The sequence below is a fragment of the Rhodoglobus sp. G.S.4 genome (genome assembly GCF_056619605.1).
Genome location: NZ_CM152748.1, coordinates 1,181,018 through 1,198,723 on the forward strand (window position 1 = coordinate 1,181,018; position 17,706 = coordinate 1,198,723).

At 58.9% G+C, this 17,706-nt stretch carries 16 protein-coding genes; 13 read left to right on the forward strand and 3 right to left on the reverse strand.

Annotation, left to right across the window (positions count from 1 at the left end; translation table 11 throughout):
* Position 1 precedes the first annotated feature (1 nt).
* Together pheS and pheT are read left to right on the forward strand one after the other, a co-directional pair.
* Positions 2-1,042: a phenylalanine--tRNA ligase subunit alpha gene (gene pheS, locus AC061P_RS05720; protein ID WP_480392037.1), complete on the forward strand. Its 1,041-nt coding sequence runs from the start codon at positions 2-4 to the stop codon at positions 1,040-1,042.
* Positions 1,042-3,534 carry a phenylalanine--tRNA ligase subunit beta gene (gene pheT / locus AC061P_RS05725; protein ID WP_480392038.1) on the forward strand — a complete coding sequence of 831 codons (2,493 nt, stop codon included), beginning with the start codon at positions 1,042-1,044 and terminating at the stop codon, positions 3,532-3,534. Before pheS ends, pheT begins: the two co-directional genes overlap by 1 nt.
* Here the strand turns inward: pheT and AC061P_RS05730 are convergent, their stop codons facing one another.
* Positions 3,535-4,083, reverse strand: a complete 549-nt coding sequence (locus AC061P_RS05730) for a DUF937 domain-containing protein (protein WP_480392039.1) — start codon at positions 4,081-4,083, stop codon at positions 3,535-3,537.
* A gap of 272 nt (positions 4,084-4,355) precedes the next feature.
* Between AC061P_RS05730 and argC the strand changes: the two genes are divergently transcribed.
* The 9 genes from argC (at position 4,356) to AC061P_RS05775 (ending at position 13,748) form a co-directional block, all read left to right on the forward strand.
* Positions 4,356-5,402, forward strand: coding sequence for an N-acetyl-gamma-glutamyl-phosphate reductase (argC, locus tag AC061P_RS05735; RefSeq protein ID WP_449648992.1), 1,047 nt, complete (start codon positions 4,356-4,358; stop codon positions 5,400-5,402).
* Positions 5,399-6,550, forward strand: a complete 1,152-nt coding sequence (argJ, locus tag AC061P_RS05740) for a bifunctional glutamate N-acetyltransferase/amino-acid acetyltransferase ArgJ (RefSeq protein ID WP_449648993.1) — start codon at positions 5,399-5,401, stop codon at positions 6,548-6,550. The genes argC and argJ overlap by 4 nt, the downstream gene beginning before the upstream one ends.
* Complete coding sequence (argB, locus tag AC061P_RS05745) at positions 6,550-7,464, forward strand: acetylglutamate kinase (protein ID WP_449648994.1); 915 nt, start codon at positions 6,550-6,552, stop codon at positions 7,462-7,464. Before argJ ends, argB begins: the two co-directional genes overlap by 1 nt.
* On the forward strand, positions 7,461-8,648 hold the full coding sequence (locus AC061P_RS05750) for an acetylornithine transaminase (protein WP_449648995.1): 1,188 nt from the start codon (positions 7,461-7,463) through the stop codon (positions 8,646-8,648). Before argB ends, AC061P_RS05750 begins: the two co-directional genes overlap by 4 nt.
* Positions 8,645-9,571 (forward strand): ornithine carbamoyltransferase, encoded by a 927-nt coding sequence (argF, locus tag AC061P_RS05755; protein ID WP_449648996.1) that lies wholly within the window; start codon positions 8,645-8,647, stop codon positions 9,569-9,571. Before AC061P_RS05750 ends, argF begins: the two co-directional genes overlap by 4 nt.
* Positions 9,572-9,638: 67 nt before the next feature.
* Positions 9,639-10,838, forward strand: coding sequence for an argininosuccinate synthase (locus AC061P_RS05760; RefSeq protein WP_449648997.1), 1,200 nt, complete (start codon positions 9,639-9,641; stop codon positions 10,836-10,838).
* Positions 10,839-10,840: 2 nt separating this feature from the next.
* Positions 10,841-12,277, forward strand: coding sequence for an argininosuccinate lyase (argH, locus tag AC061P_RS05765; protein ID WP_480392040.1), 1,437 nt, complete (start codon positions 10,841-10,843; stop codon positions 12,275-12,277).
* A 2-nt stretch (positions 12,278-12,279) separates the two neighbouring features.
* The gene (locus AC061P_RS05770; protein ID WP_480392041.1) at positions 12,280-12,867 is read left to right on the forward strand and encodes a DNA-3-methyladenine glycosylase; all 588 of its coding nucleotides are present in this window, start codon (positions 12,280-12,282) and stop codon (positions 12,865-12,867) included.
* Positions 12,867-13,748: a DUF817 domain-containing protein gene (locus AC061P_RS05775; protein ID WP_480392163.1), complete on the forward strand. Its 882-nt coding sequence runs from the start codon at positions 12,867-12,869 to the stop codon at positions 13,746-13,748. Before AC061P_RS05770 ends, AC061P_RS05775 begins: the two co-directional genes overlap by 1 nt.
* Here AC061P_RS05775 and AC061P_RS05780 read toward each other — a convergent pair.
* The gene (locus AC061P_RS05780) at positions 13,731-14,285 is read right to left on the reverse strand and encodes a hypothetical protein (RefSeq protein WP_480392042.1); all 555 of its coding nucleotides are present in this window, start codon (positions 14,283-14,285) and stop codon (positions 13,731-13,733) included. The two genes, AC061P_RS05775 and AC061P_RS05780, sit on opposite strands and share 18 nt — an antisense overlap.
* Positions 14,282-14,920 (reverse strand): DNA-binding protein, encoded by a 639-nt coding sequence (locus tag AC061P_RS05785; RefSeq protein WP_449649002.1) that lies wholly within the window; start codon positions 14,918-14,920, stop codon positions 14,282-14,284. Before AC061P_RS05785 ends, AC061P_RS05780 begins: the two co-directional genes overlap by 4 nt.
* Before the next feature lie 125 nt (positions 14,921-15,045).
* Between AC061P_RS05785 and tyrS the strand changes: the two genes are divergently transcribed.
* Positions 15,046-16,356, forward strand: a complete 1,311-nt coding sequence (tyrS, locus tag AC061P_RS05790) for a tyrosine--tRNA ligase (protein WP_449649003.1) — start codon at positions 15,046-15,048, stop codon at positions 16,354-16,356.
* A 20-nt stretch (positions 16,357-16,376) separates the two neighbouring features.
* Positions 16,377-16,961 carry a dihydrofolate reductase family protein gene (locus AC061P_RS05795; RefSeq protein WP_449649004.1) on the forward strand — a complete coding sequence of 195 codons (585 nt, stop codon included), beginning with the start codon at positions 16,377-16,379 and terminating at the stop codon, positions 16,959-16,961.
* Positions 16,962-17,706 lie beyond the last annotated feature (745 nt).

A 17,706-nucleotide genomic window follows, 5' to 3' on the forward strand; every position in this document is an offset into this window, starting at 1 on the left:
TGTGTCTGAACCCACCCCGATCACAGAACCAGCGGTAACCGCAGCGGTCGAAGCAGCTCTTGCTGCCATCGATTCCGCCGCGACAATGGCCGACCTCAAAACGGTACGAAACGCCCACCTAGGCGAGAGCTCGCCACTGGCTGCCCTCAACGCCCAAATGAAAAACGTGGCGCCCGCCGACCGAGCCGCCAGCGGCAAACTCATCGGTGGCGCGCGAGGTCGCGTCAGCGGTGCGTTTAGTGCGCGCGAGGCCGAATTGGCCGTTGCCGAAGAAGAGGCAAAGCTTGCGGCGGAAGCTGTGGATGTTACGGCCGTCGCCACCCGCTACGTGAAGGGTGCGCGTCATCCGCTCAGCCTGCTTATGGAACACATGAGCGACCTGTTCGTCGGCATGGGATGGGAAGTCGCCGAAGGCCCAGAACTCGAAAACGAGTGGTTCAACTTCGACGCCCTCAACTTCGACGAAGATCACCCCGCGCGGGCGATGCAAGACACCTTCTTCATCGACCCCGTTGACTCGCACTTGCTGTTGCGCACCCACACCAGCCCGGTTCAGATTCGTTCGCTGCTCGAACGCCCGCTTCCGGTGTACGTCGTCGCGCCCGGCCGAGTTTTCCGCACCGACGAACTCGACGCGACCCACACGCCGGTCTTCCACCAGCTTGAGGGAATCGCGATCGACAAAGGCCTCACGATGGCGCACTTGCGAGGAACCCTTGAGCACCTCGCTCGTGCAATGTTCGGCGAGGGTGCCCAGATTCGTCTGCGCCCCAACTACTTTCCCTTCACCGAGCCCAGCGCCGAAATGGACGTCTGGCAGCCCAACGCCAAGGGCGGTGCGCGCTGGGTCGAGTGGGGTGGCTGCGGAATGGTCAACCCCAACGTGCTGCGTGCAGCAGGCATCGACCCCGAGGAATATCAGGGTTTCGCCTTTGGAATGGGCATTGAGCGCACGCTCCAGTTCCGCAACGAAATGAATGACATGCGAGACATGGTCGAGGGCGATATTCGCTTCTCCCAGCAGTTCGGAATGGTGGTCTAATGAAAATTCCCATGAGCTGGTTGCGGGAATTCGTTGAGATCCCCGCAGACATCACACACGAACAGGTACACGCTGCCCTCGTCAAGGTCGGTTTCGAAGAAGAAGACGTACACGGATTCGAAATCTCCGGGCCGGTAGTTGTCGGCCAAGTTCTCGAATTCGTTGGCGAGCCTCAAACCAATGGAAAAACCATCAACTGGTGCCAAGTGGATGTCGGCGAACCCGAGCCCCGAGGCATCGTTTGTGGAGCCCACAACTTCATTGTCGGAGACAAAGTCGTTGTTACACTGCCAGGCTCCGTTCTGCCCGGCCCGTTTCCCATTGCTGCACGCAAAACGTATGGTCACGTCTCCGACGGCATGATCGCGTCGACTCGCGAGCTTGGTCTCGGAGACGAACACGACGGCATCCTGGTTCTCTCTACGCTCGGACTCGACCCCGAGGTCGGCACGAGCGCAATCGAACTACTCGGCCTTGACGACTTCGCCGTCGAGATCAATGTCACGCCCGACCGTGGTTACGCGATGTCTATCCGGGGAGTCGCTCGCGAATTCGCGCTCTCGACCGGAGCAACATTCACTGACCCAGCGGATGCCCCAACCGTGACTGAGGCGAGCGGATTCTCCGTCACGATCAACGATGATGCGCCCATTCGTGGTCGTGCTGGCGTGCGAGCATTCACCACGCGTGTCGTCCGGAACGTGGATGTCACCAAGCCAACACCGTCATGGATGATCACCCGGTTGACGCTTGCCGGCATCCGCTCAATCTCGCTGACGGTCGACATTACGAATTACGTAATGCTCGAACTCGGACAGCCCATTCACGCCTACGATCTCGATCGTGTGGCCGGCGGCCTGACAGTGCGTCGTGCGGCGGCAGGGGAGACCCTCACCACGCTCGATGCCAAAGTGCGCACGTTGAATGTCGAAGATCTGCTGATTACGGATGACTCTGGCCCCATTGGTCTTGCCGGCGTGATGGGGGGAGCGAGCACCGAAATTACGGATTCGTCCACCAACGTTCTGATCGAAGCGGCAAACTTCGATCCGATTTCTGTTGCACGCACCGCACGTCGTCACAAGCTGGGAAGCGAGGCATCGCGTCGTTTCGAGCGCGGTGTTGACCCCCTCGTGGCGCCCGCTGCCGCTGCCCGCGTGGTCGGACTGCTCGTTAAGTTGGGCGGCGGAACCGTGGACTCGCTCGGAAGCGATATCGCCGCAGCCCATAGTCCTCTGGCCATCGACCTGCCTGCGACCTACATTGAGGATCTGATCGGTGTGCGATATTCGTCTGATGAGATCACCGATTCGCTCATTGCAATCGGAGCGATCATTGCTGTGACGGAGACCGGCTGGAGTGTGACTCCGCCCAGTTGGCGCCCCGACCTCGATGACAAGACCACGCTTGCCGAAGAAGTCGCCCGCATCGTGGGTTACGACCGGATCCCTTCTGTGCTTCCGGTTGCCCCTCCGGGCCGTGGTTTGACGCGGGCGCAGCGTCTGCGTCGCACCGTATCGAACAGCTTGGCTTCTTCGGGTCTGACCGAAGTGCTCGCATACCCGTTCATCTCGCAAGCCTCAAATGACCTCTTTGGCTCGTCGCAAGCAGGGGGAGTGGCCGCGATCACGCTTGCGAACGCTTTGGACCCGGATGCTGCATCCCTGCGTCGTTCGCTCCTGCCAGGCCTCGCGGCAATTGCTCATCGCAATGTGTCCCGCGGTCTGACCGACCTTGCCCTCTTCGAAGTGGGAACCGTCTTCCTGCCCGAGGCCGGTCGTGCCTACGGCAGCGGTGATCTCCCCGTCGGTGATGAGTTGCCGACCGAGGTCGCTTTGAGCGAACTGCACTCGAGTGTTCCTGAGCAACCCTGGCACGTTGGCGCCCTGTTTGTGGGAGACGCGGTTACGCGCCAGCCCGGTCAGCAAGCTGTTACTCGGAGTTTCGCTGATGCTCTGGCAACGGTGCAGCACCTGGCTGCGACGATGCTGGTGCAAATTGAGGTCGTCACGGGAAGTCACCAAGCCCTTCACCCCGGTCGCACCGCCGAATTGCGCGTTGGTGGCCAACTCGTTGGTTACGCTGGCGAGATATTGCCCGCGCTAGCCCGTGAACTCGACTTGCCTCGTGTCGTCGCGGTCCTTGAGCTCGATTTGAGTGCTCTCATTGCGGCTGCCGCGACGGATATCTCAGCGATGCCCATCGTGTCGTTCCCGGCCGCAACCCAAGATGTGTCACTGGTCGTCGCCGAATCCGTTCAGGCGGGGGAACTGCTATCAATCATTCGCGAGGGCGCAGGAGAACTTCTGGAGAGCGTGCGGTTGGTCGATGACTACCGGGGTGCCGGAATCCCGGAGGCACACAAGTCGCTGACGTTTGCGCTTCGCTTCCGGGCCACCGATCGTACTCTGACTCAGGCGGAAGCAACCGCAGCGAAGAATGATGCGGTTGCCCTCGCTACTGAACGAGTTGGCGCTGAACTGCGCGAGTAGCTAGCGCTTTCCTCCACCGAGAAGACCACCAATGAGACCTCCAACAAGGTCTTGACCGCCAGCGCCTCCGAGGAGACCACCGAGAAGTCCGCCAATGCCGCCTGCAGGCGAGTTTTTGGCGGCGCTCGTGGTGGTAGGTTCTGACTTTTGGCCGAGGAACTTCGAACCGACCCACGCCAAAACAATGGGGGCGACGATCGGCAGGATCTTGCCGATCAGATCGCTGGTGACATTGTCGTCGGCGTTGTTTTTGGCGACCGCGGAGGCAACATCCTGCTGCTTACCGCCGAACACGTTCTTGACGATCTTCGCGCCGTCTGCCGTGTCAATCGCTTCCACCGATGTTGCCGTGGCTTGGGTGCCGTGAGACACAAGTGCCTTTTCGAGTGACTGTGCTCCCGCGTCATCCTTGGCATTGGCGGCCATACCGCCGAGCAGCGTGGGAACGACTTGTTTGACGGCGCTCTCGGCCAGTTGCTCGTTGATGCCCAATTGTTTGGCAATGTCACCGATCGGAATGAGTTTCAGCAGGCCATCGAGATCAGACATGAGTGCTCCTTCGTAGGGGATAGGCGCGACGTAAGTCAGCAATTCAAGAATATCGATTAGCCTGCGTCGGTGTCTGGGCACTATCCTAGAAATGTGACCGACTTCCGCACTTGCAGCCAGCGATTCTCGCTGCGCTTTGTGGTGCCGTCTTCGCCGGTTCTCCGCGGGGCTGACGAGCGACGATAGGCGGAGTTTCGCCATGACCCACGAGGTCGTGTCTGAATCACCGCCGCAAGTGTTCTCGTTTCCGAACCCACCTCGAAGGTAATCCCATGTCTATTTCGGTCGCTGTGGCCGGTGCCAGCGGTTATGCCGGTGGCGAGCTTCTTCGCCTCCTTGCCACTCACCCCGAGCTCGATGTCACAACGGTGACCGCGTTTAGTAACGCCGGTCAGCGCCTCATCGATGTGCAGCCGCACTTGCGTTCGCTCGCGCACCTCACACTCCAACCAACCGAGCCATCAGTGCTGGCTGGTCACGACGTCGTGTTCTTCGCACTTCCGCACGGCAAATCGGGAGCCCTGACAGCCGAGCTTGGAGAAGACACTCTGGTCGTGGACTGCGGTGCTGACCACCGTCTTACTTCGGAAGATGACTGGGCAGCCTTCTATGGCGGAGACTACTTCGGCGCCTGGGACTACGGCATGCCCGAACTCCTCCATGCCTCAGGCGGAACGCAACGCCAAGTCCTCACGGGGTCAAAACGTATTGCCGTACCCGGCTGCAACGTCACAGCGATTTCCTTGGCACTTGCTCCCGGCATCCGTTCCTCGCTTATTGAAGCGGAAGACATTGTTGCCGTGCTTGCGGTGGGGCCCTCAGGAGCAGGCAAAAGTCTCAAGGTGAATCTCCTCGCCAGCGAAATGTTGGGTTCTGCATCCGCATATGCCGTTGGCGGCACCCACCGCCACACACCGGAAATTGTTCAGAATTTGAAGGTTGCCGGCGCAGCGACAGTGAGTGTTTCGTTCACGCCAATGTTGGTACCGATGTCCCGCGGCATTCTGGCTACGTCAACGGCGAAACTTGCCGACGGTGTCACAGCAGCGCAGGTGCGCGAAGCGTGGGAAACCGCCTACGCCGACGAACCGTTCATCCACGTATTACCCGAGGGTGCATTCCCCAGAACCGCAGACACTCTCGGCGCAAACACCGCACTCATTGGGCTCGCTATTGACGAAGTAACCCGCCGAGTCGTTGTTATTAGCGCGATCGACAATCTTGTTAAGGGCACAGCAGGGGCCGCCATTCAATCGACAAACATAGCGTTGGGGCTCGACGAAACCCTCGGCCTTGCGCTGGACGGAGTAGCACCATGAGTGTCACATCAGCCGCAGGATTCGAGGCTTCCGGAATTGAAGCCGGGCTCAAAGCAAGTGGTGGTCTTGACGTTGCCCTCGTGGTGAATCGCGGCCCACGCTTTGATGCCGCCGCAGTGTTCACGAGCAATCGTGCCCAAGCGCATCCGATTATTTGGTCCAAGCAGGTCATCGACGATGGCATTGTTTCGGCAATTGCTCTCAACTCGGGTGGGGCGAACTGCTTCACTGGGCCTCAGGGATTCCAAGTAACGCACGCCACGGCAGAGCATGTTGCTGAGGCCCTCGGCATGTCGGCCGGCGATATCCTCGTCTGTTCGACTGGGCTTATTGGTGAGCCCTTGCCGCAAGACAAGGTTTTAGCGGGCATGAGCGCAGCCGCTGCCGCGCTGAGCACCGATGGTGGGGCTGATGCGTCTCGCGCCATCATGACGACAGACAGCAAACCCAAGACCACCGTCGTCTCGGGCACCGGGTACACGATCGGTGGCATGGCAAAGGGCGCGGGGATGCTCGCTCCAGGCCTCGCGACAATGCTCGTGGTCATCACCACCGACGCCGCTGTCGCCTCCGCCGAGCTTGACCGCGCACTGCGCGAAGCAACCAGGGTGAGCTTCGACCGTCTCGATTCTGATGGCTGCATGTCGACGAACGATCAGGTCAGCGTGATGGCATCTGGGGCATCAGGGGTCACTCCCGATAGTGACGAATTTTCGTCGCTCCTCACCCAGGTGTGCAATGATCTTGCCGAACAGCTTCAAGCCGATGCTGAAGGCTCAAGCCATGAGATCCGCATTGAGGTTATCGGTGCGCTCAGTGAAGACGAGGCCGTTGTGGTCGGGCGTTCGGTTGCTCGCAACAATCTTTTCAAGGCAGCAATCTTTGGCAACGATCCCAACTGGGGTCGAGTGCTGGCCGCAATCGGAACCACGGATGCCGCCTTCGACCCGTATGCGGTCGATGTTTCGATGAATGGTGTGCGGGTGTGTCACGCAGGAGCTCCCGACCGTTCGCGCGATGAGGTGGATCTCACGGGGCGCACCGTTCACGTGTTGATCGATCTTGCCACTGGCGATGCTGAAGCAACCATTTTGACCAATGACCTCACGCACGATTACGTGCATGAGAACAGCGCGTACTCAAGCTGATGCCGGCGTATACCCACGGCCCAGCTCACGAGCAGGCAATGACGAAGGCGGGAGTGCTCATTGAGGCGCTTCCGTGGTTGAAGAGGTTTCGTAACCGCATCATTGTGGTCAAATTCGGCGGCAACGCGATGATCAATGATGAGTTGAAGCGCGCATTCGTTCAGGACATGGTCTATTTGCGTCTCGCTGGCGTTCGCCCGGTGATTGTTCACGGTGGCGGGCCTCAGATCACGAAGGAACTAAAGATTCGCGGGATCGAGTCGGAGTTCCGTGCTGGTTACCGCGTGACGACGGAAGAGTCGATCGATGTGGTGCGCGATGTGCTCACCGATCAGGTTGGTGCTGAGCTCGTTGATCTCATTAACGAGCACGGCGACCTGGCAAACGGTATTGCGGGTCACGAGCATTCGCTGTTCATCGGTGAACGCATGATCAAGGAGATTGCGGGCGAGCGTATCGATCTCGGTCTGGTGGGCAATGTGACTGAGGTTGATCCTCAGCGCGTGCTTCATGTGTTGGCCGCCGATCGCATTCCCGTCGTGTCGACTCTCGCCCAAGATAGTGGCGAAATAGAAGACGATGGTTCAGGCCTGCTCAACGTCAATGCGGATTCTGCTGCTGCGGCACTGGCTATCGCTCTTGATGCGGCGAAGCTCGTTATTCTCACGGACGTGTCTGGTCTGTACAGTGACTGGCCTAACCGCGAGTCTCTCGTCTCGATCATCAACACCGACGAGCTGCGTGAACTTCTACCGAGCTTGGAATCGGGCATGATCCCTAAGATGACCGCCTGTCTGGCAGCGGTAGATGCTGGGGTTCCTAAGGCAGCGATTATCGACGGCCGTGCGCCGCACTCGATTCTGCTCGAAGTATTTACTCAAGATGGAATTGGCACCGAGGTGGTACCCGCATGACCTGGCAAGACGACTATGCCCACCGCATCATGAACACCTTTGGTCTGCCCAAGGTGGAGTTGGTGCGCGGTGACGGCTGCGCGGTATTCGACTCAGATGGCAAACGCTACCTCGACTTTTTGGCGGGCATTGCGGTTAACTCCCTTGGCCACAATCACCCCGCCGTTGTCGGTGCGTTGACCAGCCAAGCAAATCTCTTGCACGTGTCGAACTTCTTCGCCACTGAACCGCAGCTTGCTCTTGCCGAACGCCTGTTGCGCATTTCCGGTGCTGGCGACGAGGGGCGAGTCTTCTTCGCGAACTCGGGAACAGAAGCTAACGAGGCAGCAATCAAGCTTGCTCGTCGCACCGGTCGCCCCCGCATTCTTTCCCTGCAGGATTCTTTTCACGGTCGTTCCATTGGCGCACTGTCAATTACCGGCAAGGCTGCGCTTCGCGAACCGTTCGAGCCTCTCTTGCCTAACGTTGAGCACATCGATTCCACGATTGAGGCGCTCACTGCAGCGATTGGTCCGGATGTCGCAGCACTCTTCGTAGAGCCCATTAAGGGTGAAGCGGGGGTGCGTGAACTTCCCGCTGGTTACCTCGAGGTGGCTCGGGAATTGACAACTCAGCACGGCGTGCTGCTCATCGTCGACGAAATTCAGACCGGGGCCGGACGCACGGGAAACTGGTTTGGCTTCCAAGAGAGCGGCATTGTTCCCGACGCCATCACCCTTGCGAAGGGCATTGGCGGGGGAGTGCCGATCGGTGCACTCGTGACGTTTGGTGCGGCATCCGCTCTCTTGCAGCCGGGTCAGCACGGAACAACGTTCGGCGGAAATCCGCTTGTCTGCGCAGTCTCCAACGCCGTTTTGACGCAGATCGAAACGGATGACTTGGTGGCGAATTCCGCCACACGCGGGGCGGAGATTCGAAGTGCTCTCGCTCGCATTGATTCTCCGCTCATCAACGACTTGCGTGGTCGCGGACTTCTGATCGGTATCGGTTTGACTGAACCGGTAGCGGCCCGCATTGTGGAATTGGCGCTTGAGCATGGACTCATCGTGAATGCACCTAACGAGTCAACGATTCGACTTGCTCCACCCCTCATCATCGGTGACGACGAGATCGCCGAATTTATTGACACCTTTAGCGCAGTGCTCGCCGCTGTCGCCAGCCCAGCCCTTACGGAGGCATCATGACCAGGCACTTTCTTCGCGATGATGACCTCAGCCCCGCTGAGCAGAGTGAGATTTTGGATCTTGCCGAGCAGATCAAGAGTGACCGTTGGGGCCGCAAGCCTCTTGCGGGCCCTCAGACCGTTGCCGTGATTTTCGACAAGTCATCGACTCGCACTCGCGTGTCGTTTGCGGTGGGTATCGCTGACTTGGGCGGTACTCCGCTGATCATCTCGACAGCGAACAGCCAGTTGGGCGGCAAAGAGACTGCCTCAGACACCGCTCGAGTGCTGGAGCGTCAGGTGGCGGCCATTGTCTGGCGCACGTATGGCCAAGAGGGTCTTATCGAGATGGCGCACGGAACCCAGGTTCCCGTAATCAATGCTCTGAGCGACGAGTTCCACCCGTGCCAACTGCTTGCCGATCTGTTGACCATCCGTGAACACAAGGGTGAGCTCAAGGGGCTCACTGTTGCTTTCCTCGGTGATGGTGCAGACAACATGGTGCACTCCTATTTGTTGGCAGGTGCCACAGCAGGAATGCATGTGCGCATTGCGTGCCCCGAAACCTATCTGCCGTTGGCGGATGTCGTGGCTGATGCAGAGAAGATTGCAGCATCCACGGGTGGTTCGATTGCCATTCTCACGGATGCTACTGAAGCCGTGAGCGGAGCGGATGTTGTCGTTACTGACACGTGGGTTTCGATGGGCAAAGAAGAAGAGAAAGCTGAGCGGGTAGCAGCGCTCAGCCTGTACAAGGTGGATGCCGCGCTGATGGCACTCGCAAAGCCTGACGCAATCTTCTTGCACTGCTTGCCTGCCGATCGCGGGTACGAGGTTGAGGCCGACGTTATCGATGGTCCGCAGAGTGTCATCTGGGATGAGGCGGAGAACCGCCTCCACGCCCAGAAGGCGCTCATGGTGTGGTTGCTCGAACAGGCCGCCTAGTTTTCGGCGGTGTTAGGCCGCCGGTGTAGTTCCCTAAACTGAATCACGACTTCAAGGAGAAAATCACATGTCAGAACGCGTTGTACTCGCCTACTCAGGCGGACTCGACACCTCCGTAGGTATCGGTTGGCTCAAGGACGCCACAGGCAAAGAGGTTGTCGCTTTGGCGATTGACGTCGGCCAGGGTGGCGAAAACATGGACGACATCCGTCAGCGTGCTCTCGATTGTGGTGCTGTTGAGTCGATTGTTGTTGACGCGAAGGATGAGTTCGCTGATGACTTCCTCATGCCAGCTCTCAAGACCAACGCGCTCTACCAGAAGCGTTACCCTCTCGTTTCAGCTCTCAGCCGTCCGCTGATCTCTCGCCACCTCGCGCTGACCGCTCAGGCTCTTGGCGCCGACAGTGTTGCTCATGGTTGCACTGGCAAGGGAAACGACCAGGTGCGCTTTGAAGCCGCCGTTGCTGCTCTCGCTCCCGACCTCACGAGCATCGCGCCCGTGCGGGACCTTGCTCTTACTCGTGACAAGGCGATCATCTATGCGGAAGAGCACAACCTTCCGATCCGTCAGTCTGCGGCGAGCCCGTACTCGATCGACAAGAACGTCTGGGGCCGTGCGGTCGAGACTGGCTTCCTCGAAGACCCGTGGAACGCCCCCATCGAAGACCTTTACGAGTACACCTCAAACCCCGAAGCTGGCCTTCCGGCTGACGAAGTGACCATCACCTTCGAAGCCGGTATCCCCGTTGCCATCGACGGCGTTTCGATGTCGGCGCTCGCCATCGTTGAGCACATGAACGCAATTGCGGGCAAGCACGGCGTTGGCCGCATTGACATGGTTGAGGACCGTCTTATCGGTATCAAGAGTCGTGAAGTTTACGAAGCTCCCGGCGCGATTGCGCTCATTGCCGCCCACGAAGAGCTTGAGTCACTCACCCTTGAGCGCGACCTCGGTCGCTACAAGCGCGGCGTTGAAACCGAATGGTCCAACCTGGTTTACGACGGACTCTGGTACTCAGGGCTCAAGCGTTCACTCGACGCGTTCGTTGAAGACACGCAGCGCTACGTCAGCGGAGAAATCCGTATGACCCTTCACGGCGGTCGTGCAGTGCCGACCGGTCGCAAGTCGGAGCAGAGCCTCTACGATTTCAGCCTTGCCACCTACGACACCGGGGATACCTTCGACCAGTCACTGGCGAAGGGCTTCATCGACCTCTGGTCGCTGCCAAGCAAGATCTCGGCTCGCCGCGACGCAAAGCAGGGCTAATCATGGCGCAATCTGCTGAAACTGGTGAAGGACAACTCTGGGGAGCCCGCTTCGCAAGCGGTCCATCGCCGGAGCTTGCCCGGTTGAGCAAATCGACTCACTTCGATTGGCAGCTTGCGCAGTACGACCTCGCCGGTTCGCGAGCGCACGCACAGGCGCTCGCGGCCGCCGGGTATCTCAACGACGTCGAACTCGAAACGATGGTGGATGCTCTGCAGTCGTTGAGCGAAGCTGTCGCCGATGGAAGCTTTACTTCTCTCGAATCTGAGGAAGATGTTCACGCTGCTCTGGAGCGTGGACTGATTGAGCGCGCTGGGGCTGACGTCGGAGGTAAACTCCGCGCCGGACGCAGCCGCAACGATCAAATCGCTACCCTCGTGCGCCTCTATTTGCTCGATCACGCTGGTGCGATTGCGAAAATGGTTGTCGACCTGATCGATGCGCTGGTTGCTCAGGCAGAGAAGCACGAGTCAGCGGTCATGCCGGGGCGCACCCACCTCCAACATGCGCAGCCTGTACTGCTCGCGCATCACTTGCTGGCCCACGCCTGGCCGCTCGTGCGCACGCTCGAGCGTTTGCGTGATTGGAAGGTCCGAGCATCCACATCACCGTATGGCTCTGGTGCGCTTGCCGGCAGCACCCTCGGACTCGATCCGGCTCTGGTTGCTCGTGAGCTTGGGCTTGCTCGCCCGACCGAAAACTCGATCGATGCGACTGCGAGCCGGGACGTTGTGGCTGAATTTGCGTTCATCACGGCTCAGCTCGGCATCGACATCTCGCGACTGAGCGAAGAGATAATTCTCTGGAACACGCGTGAGTTCGATTTTGTGCAACTCGATGATGCTTATTCCACTGGTTCGTCGATCATGCCGCAGAAAAAGAATCCAGACATTGCGGAGCTTGCTCGCGGCAAGGCTGGACGCCTCATTGGTAACTTGACGGGTCTCCTCGCCACGCTTAAGGCACTTCCGTTGGCCTACAATCGCGACCTGCAAGAAGACAAAGAGCCGGTTTTTGATTCAGTTGAGACTCTCGAGGTTCTGCTGCCAGCCTTTACGGGAATGATCGCCACGCTGCGTTTCAATACTGCCCGCATGGCCGAACTTGCGCCGCAGGGTTTTTCTTTGGCGACGGATGTTGCGGATTGGCTCGTGCGTCAGCACGTTCCGTTCCGTGAAGCCCACGAGATCAGTGGTTCTTTGGTGCGGTTCTGCGAAGACAACTCGCTTGAACTTCACGAGCCATCAGATGAGGACTATGCGGCCATTTCCCCCCACCTCACGGGTGATGTGCGCGCCGTGCTCACGGTAGAAGGTTCTGTGTCGAGTCGCGCCGGTATCGGCGGCACAGCCCCTGTTCGTGTTGCAGAGCAGCGCGCTGAGCTCACCGAGCGCGTTCGTGTGCTTGCGGCAGCGCTTGATCCTCAGGTCCTTCGCTAGACGTGTTCGAACTGCTCAGCAGGCCGGCGACTGAGGTTGCACCGTTGTTGCTGGGTGCTGTCGTGCGGGTTGGTGATGTTGCTGTTCGGCTCACCGAAGTCGAGGCCTATATGGGGGACCGTGATCCGGGTTCCCATGCGTTTCGGGGCCTGGGAAAACGCAATGCCGTGATGTATGGACCGCCAGGCCACTTGTACACGTACTTCACCTATGGAATGCACACGTGCGCGAATGTGGTGTGTATGCCGGAGGGCACTGCATCCGCGGTACTGCTGCGTGCGGGAGAAGTCATCGCGGGTGTTGATGTTGCCACAGAACGTCGAGCACGTTCTCGAAAGCGTACCGATCTCGCGCAGGGCCCAGCACGACTCGTTGTTGCGCTCGGGATTGGGTTGGATGACGCCGGTACTGACCTTGAGTCGGGTCGCGTGCGCTTGGAGCTCCCTTCCTCGGCAGCACCGTTCGAAGCGGGGCCACGCACTGGAGTTGCCGGTGACGGTGGTTCTGATGATTATCCGTGGCGTTTCTGGATTCCGGGGGAGCCGAGCGTGTCACCGTATCGGCCAGCAGCGAAGCGCAAGCGCACCTGATGGCCCGCTTTACTTCACTTGAGCAGCGAATTGATGAGTGGGCTCATCGCACGCTCGATCAACAATCTCACCGCCGACCAAGCCGTGCTCGCACCTGGGCAATTGAGTTCACGGTCTTCGTGCTCAAACAGGCTTGGGCATGCGTTTTCGGTGGCGCGTTGCTGGCGGTGCTCGTACTCACACGGCTCTGGTACCCCGAGTCGACGACCCTGGCGCGCAACGATTTTTTGGTGCTGGCAGCGCTGACGATCCAAGTTCTCATGGTGGTGTTCAAGCTCGAGACTCTGCGGGAACTTCGGGTGATCATCCTGTTCCACATCGTGGGTACGGTGATGGAAATTTTCAAGACGGATGCCGGCTCGTGGACGTATGAGGGCGACGGCATCCTGCACGTTTTCGGGGTTCCGCTGTATAGCGGCTTCATGTATGCGGCGGTCGGTTCGTATATGGTGCGGGTTTTCCGCCTCTTTGAGTTGCGTTTCGATCGGTATCCGCGGCGTTGGATTACGGCGATTCTGGCGCTGCTCATCTATATCAACTTCTTCAGCCACCACTTCATCCTCGACGCACGCTGGTTCCTGTTTGTGGCAATTGCGGTGGTCTATTGGCGCACAGTAATGCACGTGCGTGTATCACGGGCACGCTTCCGGATGCCCGTGCTTGTCGCGTTCGTGCTTGTCGCGATTTTCATTTGGATCGCAGAGAACGTGGCGACGTGGTCAAACGCCTGGGTCTATCCCAATCAGTCGCAGGGTTGGGAACTGGTGTCTATTGCCAAGCTCGGATCCTGGTTGCTGCTGATGATCGTGTCGGTGGTGCTCGTCACGTGGGTTGAGAAGCCGCGACCGCCCGAAGTGGAGCGGTTAGCGCCCGAGCAGTAGCGCTGCGGTGCAGAGGCCGGCCCAGACAAGACTCACGAGCGTGCCGATGATGAATCGTTCACGGGCGGCCGCGTTTTCCAGTTCGGAGAATCGACCAAGACCTTTGATAGCGATGATGACCGCGATTGCACCGGGTTGCCCGACCATAATCGACCCGATGAAGGCGAAGCGTTCGAGGTAGCCGATGGTTGTGCCGCCACGCAGAATCTCCCGCTGGGGCAGGGGAGAGTCAGCATCACTGACCAGAATTCCCCCGTGGATGCCGCGGGTTGCCGGGTACGATGCGAGCGAGAGTACGTAGGCCACGAGGGGGCTTCCGGCGACGGTAGCCAGCGCAATCATGGCAACACTCATGAGTATGACGAGGCCCGAAAGGTCGCTGGGAAGTGGGTTCTGGGTTGAGCCAAGGATGAGGGCTAGCGCGACCGGCACGAAGGCGGATGTTGCTAGCCAATACTTTTCGGTGCGCGTCGCGATCATGGCTGCGCCGATTGCGCCGATCGTGAGAATCAGTACGGTTATCCACCAGCCGATCATGAAGTGCCTTCCTCTGCGTTGAATGCTTTGTCTATTGTCAGTGCGTCGTGGGCTCTGTCGAGAAGGTTAGCAAGTGCGCTCACGGCGTCTTCCTCTGTGCGCAGTCCGGCAACGAGGGCTCGTTGACTTGCTGATTGCGGTGAGATTCCGAGTCGTTCGGCGGCATCAGCTTGAGTGATTCCGGTGTTGAGCAGGTCGTACAGTTCCCACCCGTTGTCGGTGCGCCGGTTTCTCATCAGGATGAGGAGTTCGAGCAGCGGGTCGATGTCGCGGGCGAGTTCGCTGGTTGGATCTGATTCGACGGCGCACTTTGCGGGACTTTTCTTGGCTCGGTCTATTGCGGTGCGCGCGGCGATAAAGGCGGGGCCGCTTGTTGCGCGAACGGTGGCGCCGAAGGGCGTTGGCACGGCGCCGATTCCGATGCCGACGCTCCATTGGCCGGTTCGCGTGAGTTCGAGGGCGATCTCGAGAGCTGCTTGTGCGGAGTTCAGCAACATTTGCACTTCGTCACCTGCGGTGCGTTCGGCGGTGAGGGCGAGGTCGTTCTGCCGCTCAGCATTGAGCAATTGCAGTGCTTCGGCTACGGCATCCGCGCTGCGTCTGCTGTTTCGTTGATCTGCTGTAATGACAAACATAACTAAAGGCTACAGCATTGATTCGTAAATATCAGGCCCACAGCATTGATTCTTGACAATCAGACTCTCAGCCTTGCTTCCCTGCCGCGTCACGAGTTGCCGCAACCTCCACTACGGTTAAAGGCGTGTCAGCGACCGCATCAGAATCACTCAGCAATCAAAGCAACGACGCCTCTTTCGCGACCCTGTGGGACGAACTCGTCTGGCGCGGCCTCGTGCATGTCTCGACAGACGCGGATGCTCTCAAGGAGCTTCTGGCTGGCGACCCAATCACCTACTACTGCGGATTCGATCCGACTGCACCAAGCCTGCACCTCGGAAACCTCGTGCAGCTCCTGCTGCTTCGCCGCCTCCAGCTTGCTGGCCACAAACCGCTTGGACTCGTTGGGGGAGCCACCGGCCTCATTGGAGATCCTCGGCCCACGGCTGAACGCACCCTCAACGACAACGAGACGGTTGCCGAATGGGTGAGCTACTTGCAGGCTCAGGTTTCGAAGTTCCTCAGCACCGAGGGCGACAATGCGGTGCGCATGGTCAATAACCTCGACTGGACAGCGCCGATGAGCGCGATCGACTTTCTGCGGGATGTCGGCAAGTACTTCCGGGTCGGCACAATGCTGAAGAAGGATGCCGTCAGCGCACGCCTTAACAGTGACGCCGGAATTAGCTACACCGAGTTCAGCTACCAAGTCATGCAGGGTATGGACTATTTGGAGCTCTACCGCAGCTACGGTTGTGTGCTGCAGTCGGGCGGCAGTGATCAGTGGGGCAACCTCACGAGCGGTACAGATCTCATCCACAAGGCTGAGGGCGCAAGCGTTCACGCGATCGGTACCCCGCTCATCACCAACTCGGATGGCACCAAGTTCGGCAAGAGTGAGGGCAATGCGATCTGGCTCGACTCTGAGATGACGAGCCCGTACGCGTTTTACCAGTTCTGGCTCAACACTGATGATGCGGATGTCATCCAGAGGCTGAAGATTTTCACGTTTTTCTCGCGGGAACGTATTTCAGAACTCGAAACTGCTGTGGCGGAGGCGCCGTTTAGGCGCGAAGCGCAGAAGACCCTTGCCTTCGAGGTGACGTCGTTGGTTCACGGCCGCGCTGCCACCGAAGCGGCGATATCGGCGTCTGCTGCGCTATTCGGCCAGGGGGAGTTGGCATCGTTGGATGCCCACACTCTTGCTTCAGCGCTGCGAGAGCTCAACCACGTCGATGCCGCAGCGGATGCCACTATCGTGCAACTGCTCGTAGATACTGCGCTGGTGTCGAGTGCGAGTGAGGCGCGTCGCGCCATTTCGCAGGGTGGCGTCTACCTCAACAATGTTGCGGTGGCGGATGACCAGGCGACTGTTGGTGGTGATTTGTTGCCAGGGGATGTGGCGGTTCTCCGTCGCGGCAAGAAGACCCTCGCTGGAATTTTCGTTACGTCGTAGGGTCGGGGTAGCCTGACGGAATGTCCCGCATTCTGTTCGAAACCGCGTCCACACTCAACGGTTATATTGCTGACGAGGCAAATTCTCTTGAGTGGCTTTTCGCTGTTGCGGATGATGAAACCCCCGCTGTTGCTCCCACTGCGACCGTTCTGGTCGAGGGGGCGACCACCTATGAGTGGGTGCTCGAGCACGAAGACCTCATCGCGCAACCGCATAAGTGGGCTGAACTTTTTGGTGACAAGCCGACCTTTGTCTTCACGACTCGCGATTTACCGGTTCCCCACGGTGCCGACGTTCGATTCGTTCGAGGCAACGTTGCGGATGCTCTGCCCGCGATCCGCGAAGTTGCGGGTGACGGCGACATCTGGGTCGTCGGTGGCGGCGAATTGGCTGGCCAATTCTTCGATGCGGGAGCCCTCGATGAAATCTCTATCTCGTTCGCGCCCGCAGCTGTGCTGGGTGGTGCGCCACTCTTTCCTCGCGTCGTGGGCGCCGATCGCTTGCGCTTGACCTCAGCCGCGGCTGTAGGCCAATTTGTCCACGTGGTTTACGAAGTCGTGCCCTTGTCAGTCCCCGCGTCGATGTCGGTGATGAACACGCGCTAAGCATTCGGCAGCGGAGCCGTGGCACTCGTCATTTCGATTCCTCGCCAATTCTGGTCGCCCACCCTCAACTTTCAGTGCCGAGTGTGGTCGGAGCACAGTGTTTTGTGGTGCTCACTTTCTCGACACGCCCGGGATGTTCTCGGTATTGGCGGGAGGGGGATTCTGCACGTAAAGTTCTTTCTAGTCACCCCAAAGGTGCGGATCGCTAAGTCAGTTTTTGCTGCTGAGTGTCCGGCCTCAAGTGGGGACCACCATCCTCCTCAACTTTCGAGTTGTGGTCGAGTCAAACATCGTTTTACCTCTTGTGGGTTTCAGTGTCAGATCTTAGGATGAGAACCCGCTTTATTCGCGTGTTGGTCAGTTGTTGGGCACCGTTCTGGTGCCGGATGGTTGGTTTGACAAGCGCGGTGAAGCTGGTAAGTTAGACAGGTTGCCTTCCGCATGTATGTGGGGGTTGCCAACACAGGTTTGAAAGCCCTGGGGTGAAGCCGTTGTGCGGTGGAGGTCAGGAGCGTCCGATCCTTGAGAACTCAACAGCGTGCACAATGTCAAATGCCAAAAACCCGACTGTGCTTAGTGAAATCGTCCCATTTCGGGTCGTGATTGCTGGTGCAGCGGATTCCTTTGGAAAAGATATAAACAACAAAGCAAGTCAGTATTGATTTGTTCTGTCAGTTTCAAACTTGCAAGGTTCTGACCTATTCCGGTTAGTCCTTGCACACAATGTGCTTCTGCAAGCTTGCTT

Coding starts and splice junctions, on each gene's coding strand:
- AC061P_RS05785 (WP_449649002.1), bottom strand. CDS start 14,920: ATGTTTGTCATTACAGCAGATCAACGAAACAGCAGACGCAGCGCGGAT.
- argF (WP_449648996.1), top strand. CDS start 8,645: ATGACCAGGCACTTTCTTCGCGATGATGACCTCAGCCCCGCTGAGCAG.
- AC061P_RS05795 (WP_449649004.1), top strand. CDS start 16,377: ATGTCCCGCATTCTGTTCGAAACCGCGTCCACACTCAACGGTTATATT.
- argB (WP_449648994.1), top strand. CDS start 6,550: ATGCCGGCGTATACCCACGGCCCAGCTCACGAGCAGGCAATGACGAAG.
- AC061P_RS05780 (WP_480392042.1), bottom strand. CDS start 14,285: ATGATCGGCTGGTGGATAACCGTACTGATTCTCACGATCGGCGCAATC.
- AC061P_RS05760 (WP_449648997.1), top strand. CDS start 9,639: ATGTCAGAACGCGTTGTACTCGCCTACTCAGGCGGACTCGACACCTCC.
- argJ (WP_449648993.1), top strand. CDS start 5,399: ATGAGTGTCACATCAGCCGCAGGATTCGAGGCTTCCGGAATTGAAGCC.
- pheT (WP_480392038.1), top strand. CDS start 1,042: ATGAAAATTCCCATGAGCTGGTTGCGGGAATTCGTTGAGATCCCCGCA.
- AC061P_RS05775 (WP_480392163.1), top strand. CDS start 12,867: ATGGCCCGCTTTACTTCACTTGAGCAGCGAATTGATGAGTGGGCTCAT.
- AC061P_RS05750 (WP_449648995.1), top strand. CDS start 7,461: ATGACCTGGCAAGACGACTATGCCCACCGCATCATGAACACCTTTGGT.
- AC061P_RS05730 (WP_480392039.1), bottom strand. CDS start 4,083: ATGTCTGATCTCGATGGCCTGCTGAAACTCATTCCGATCGGTGACATT.
- argC (WP_449648992.1), top strand. CDS start 4,356: ATGTCTATTTCGGTCGCTGTGGCCGGTGCCAGCGGTTATGCCGGTGGC.
- argH (WP_480392040.1), top strand. CDS start 10,841: ATGGCGCAATCTGCTGAAACTGGTGAAGGACAACTCTGGGGAGCCCGC.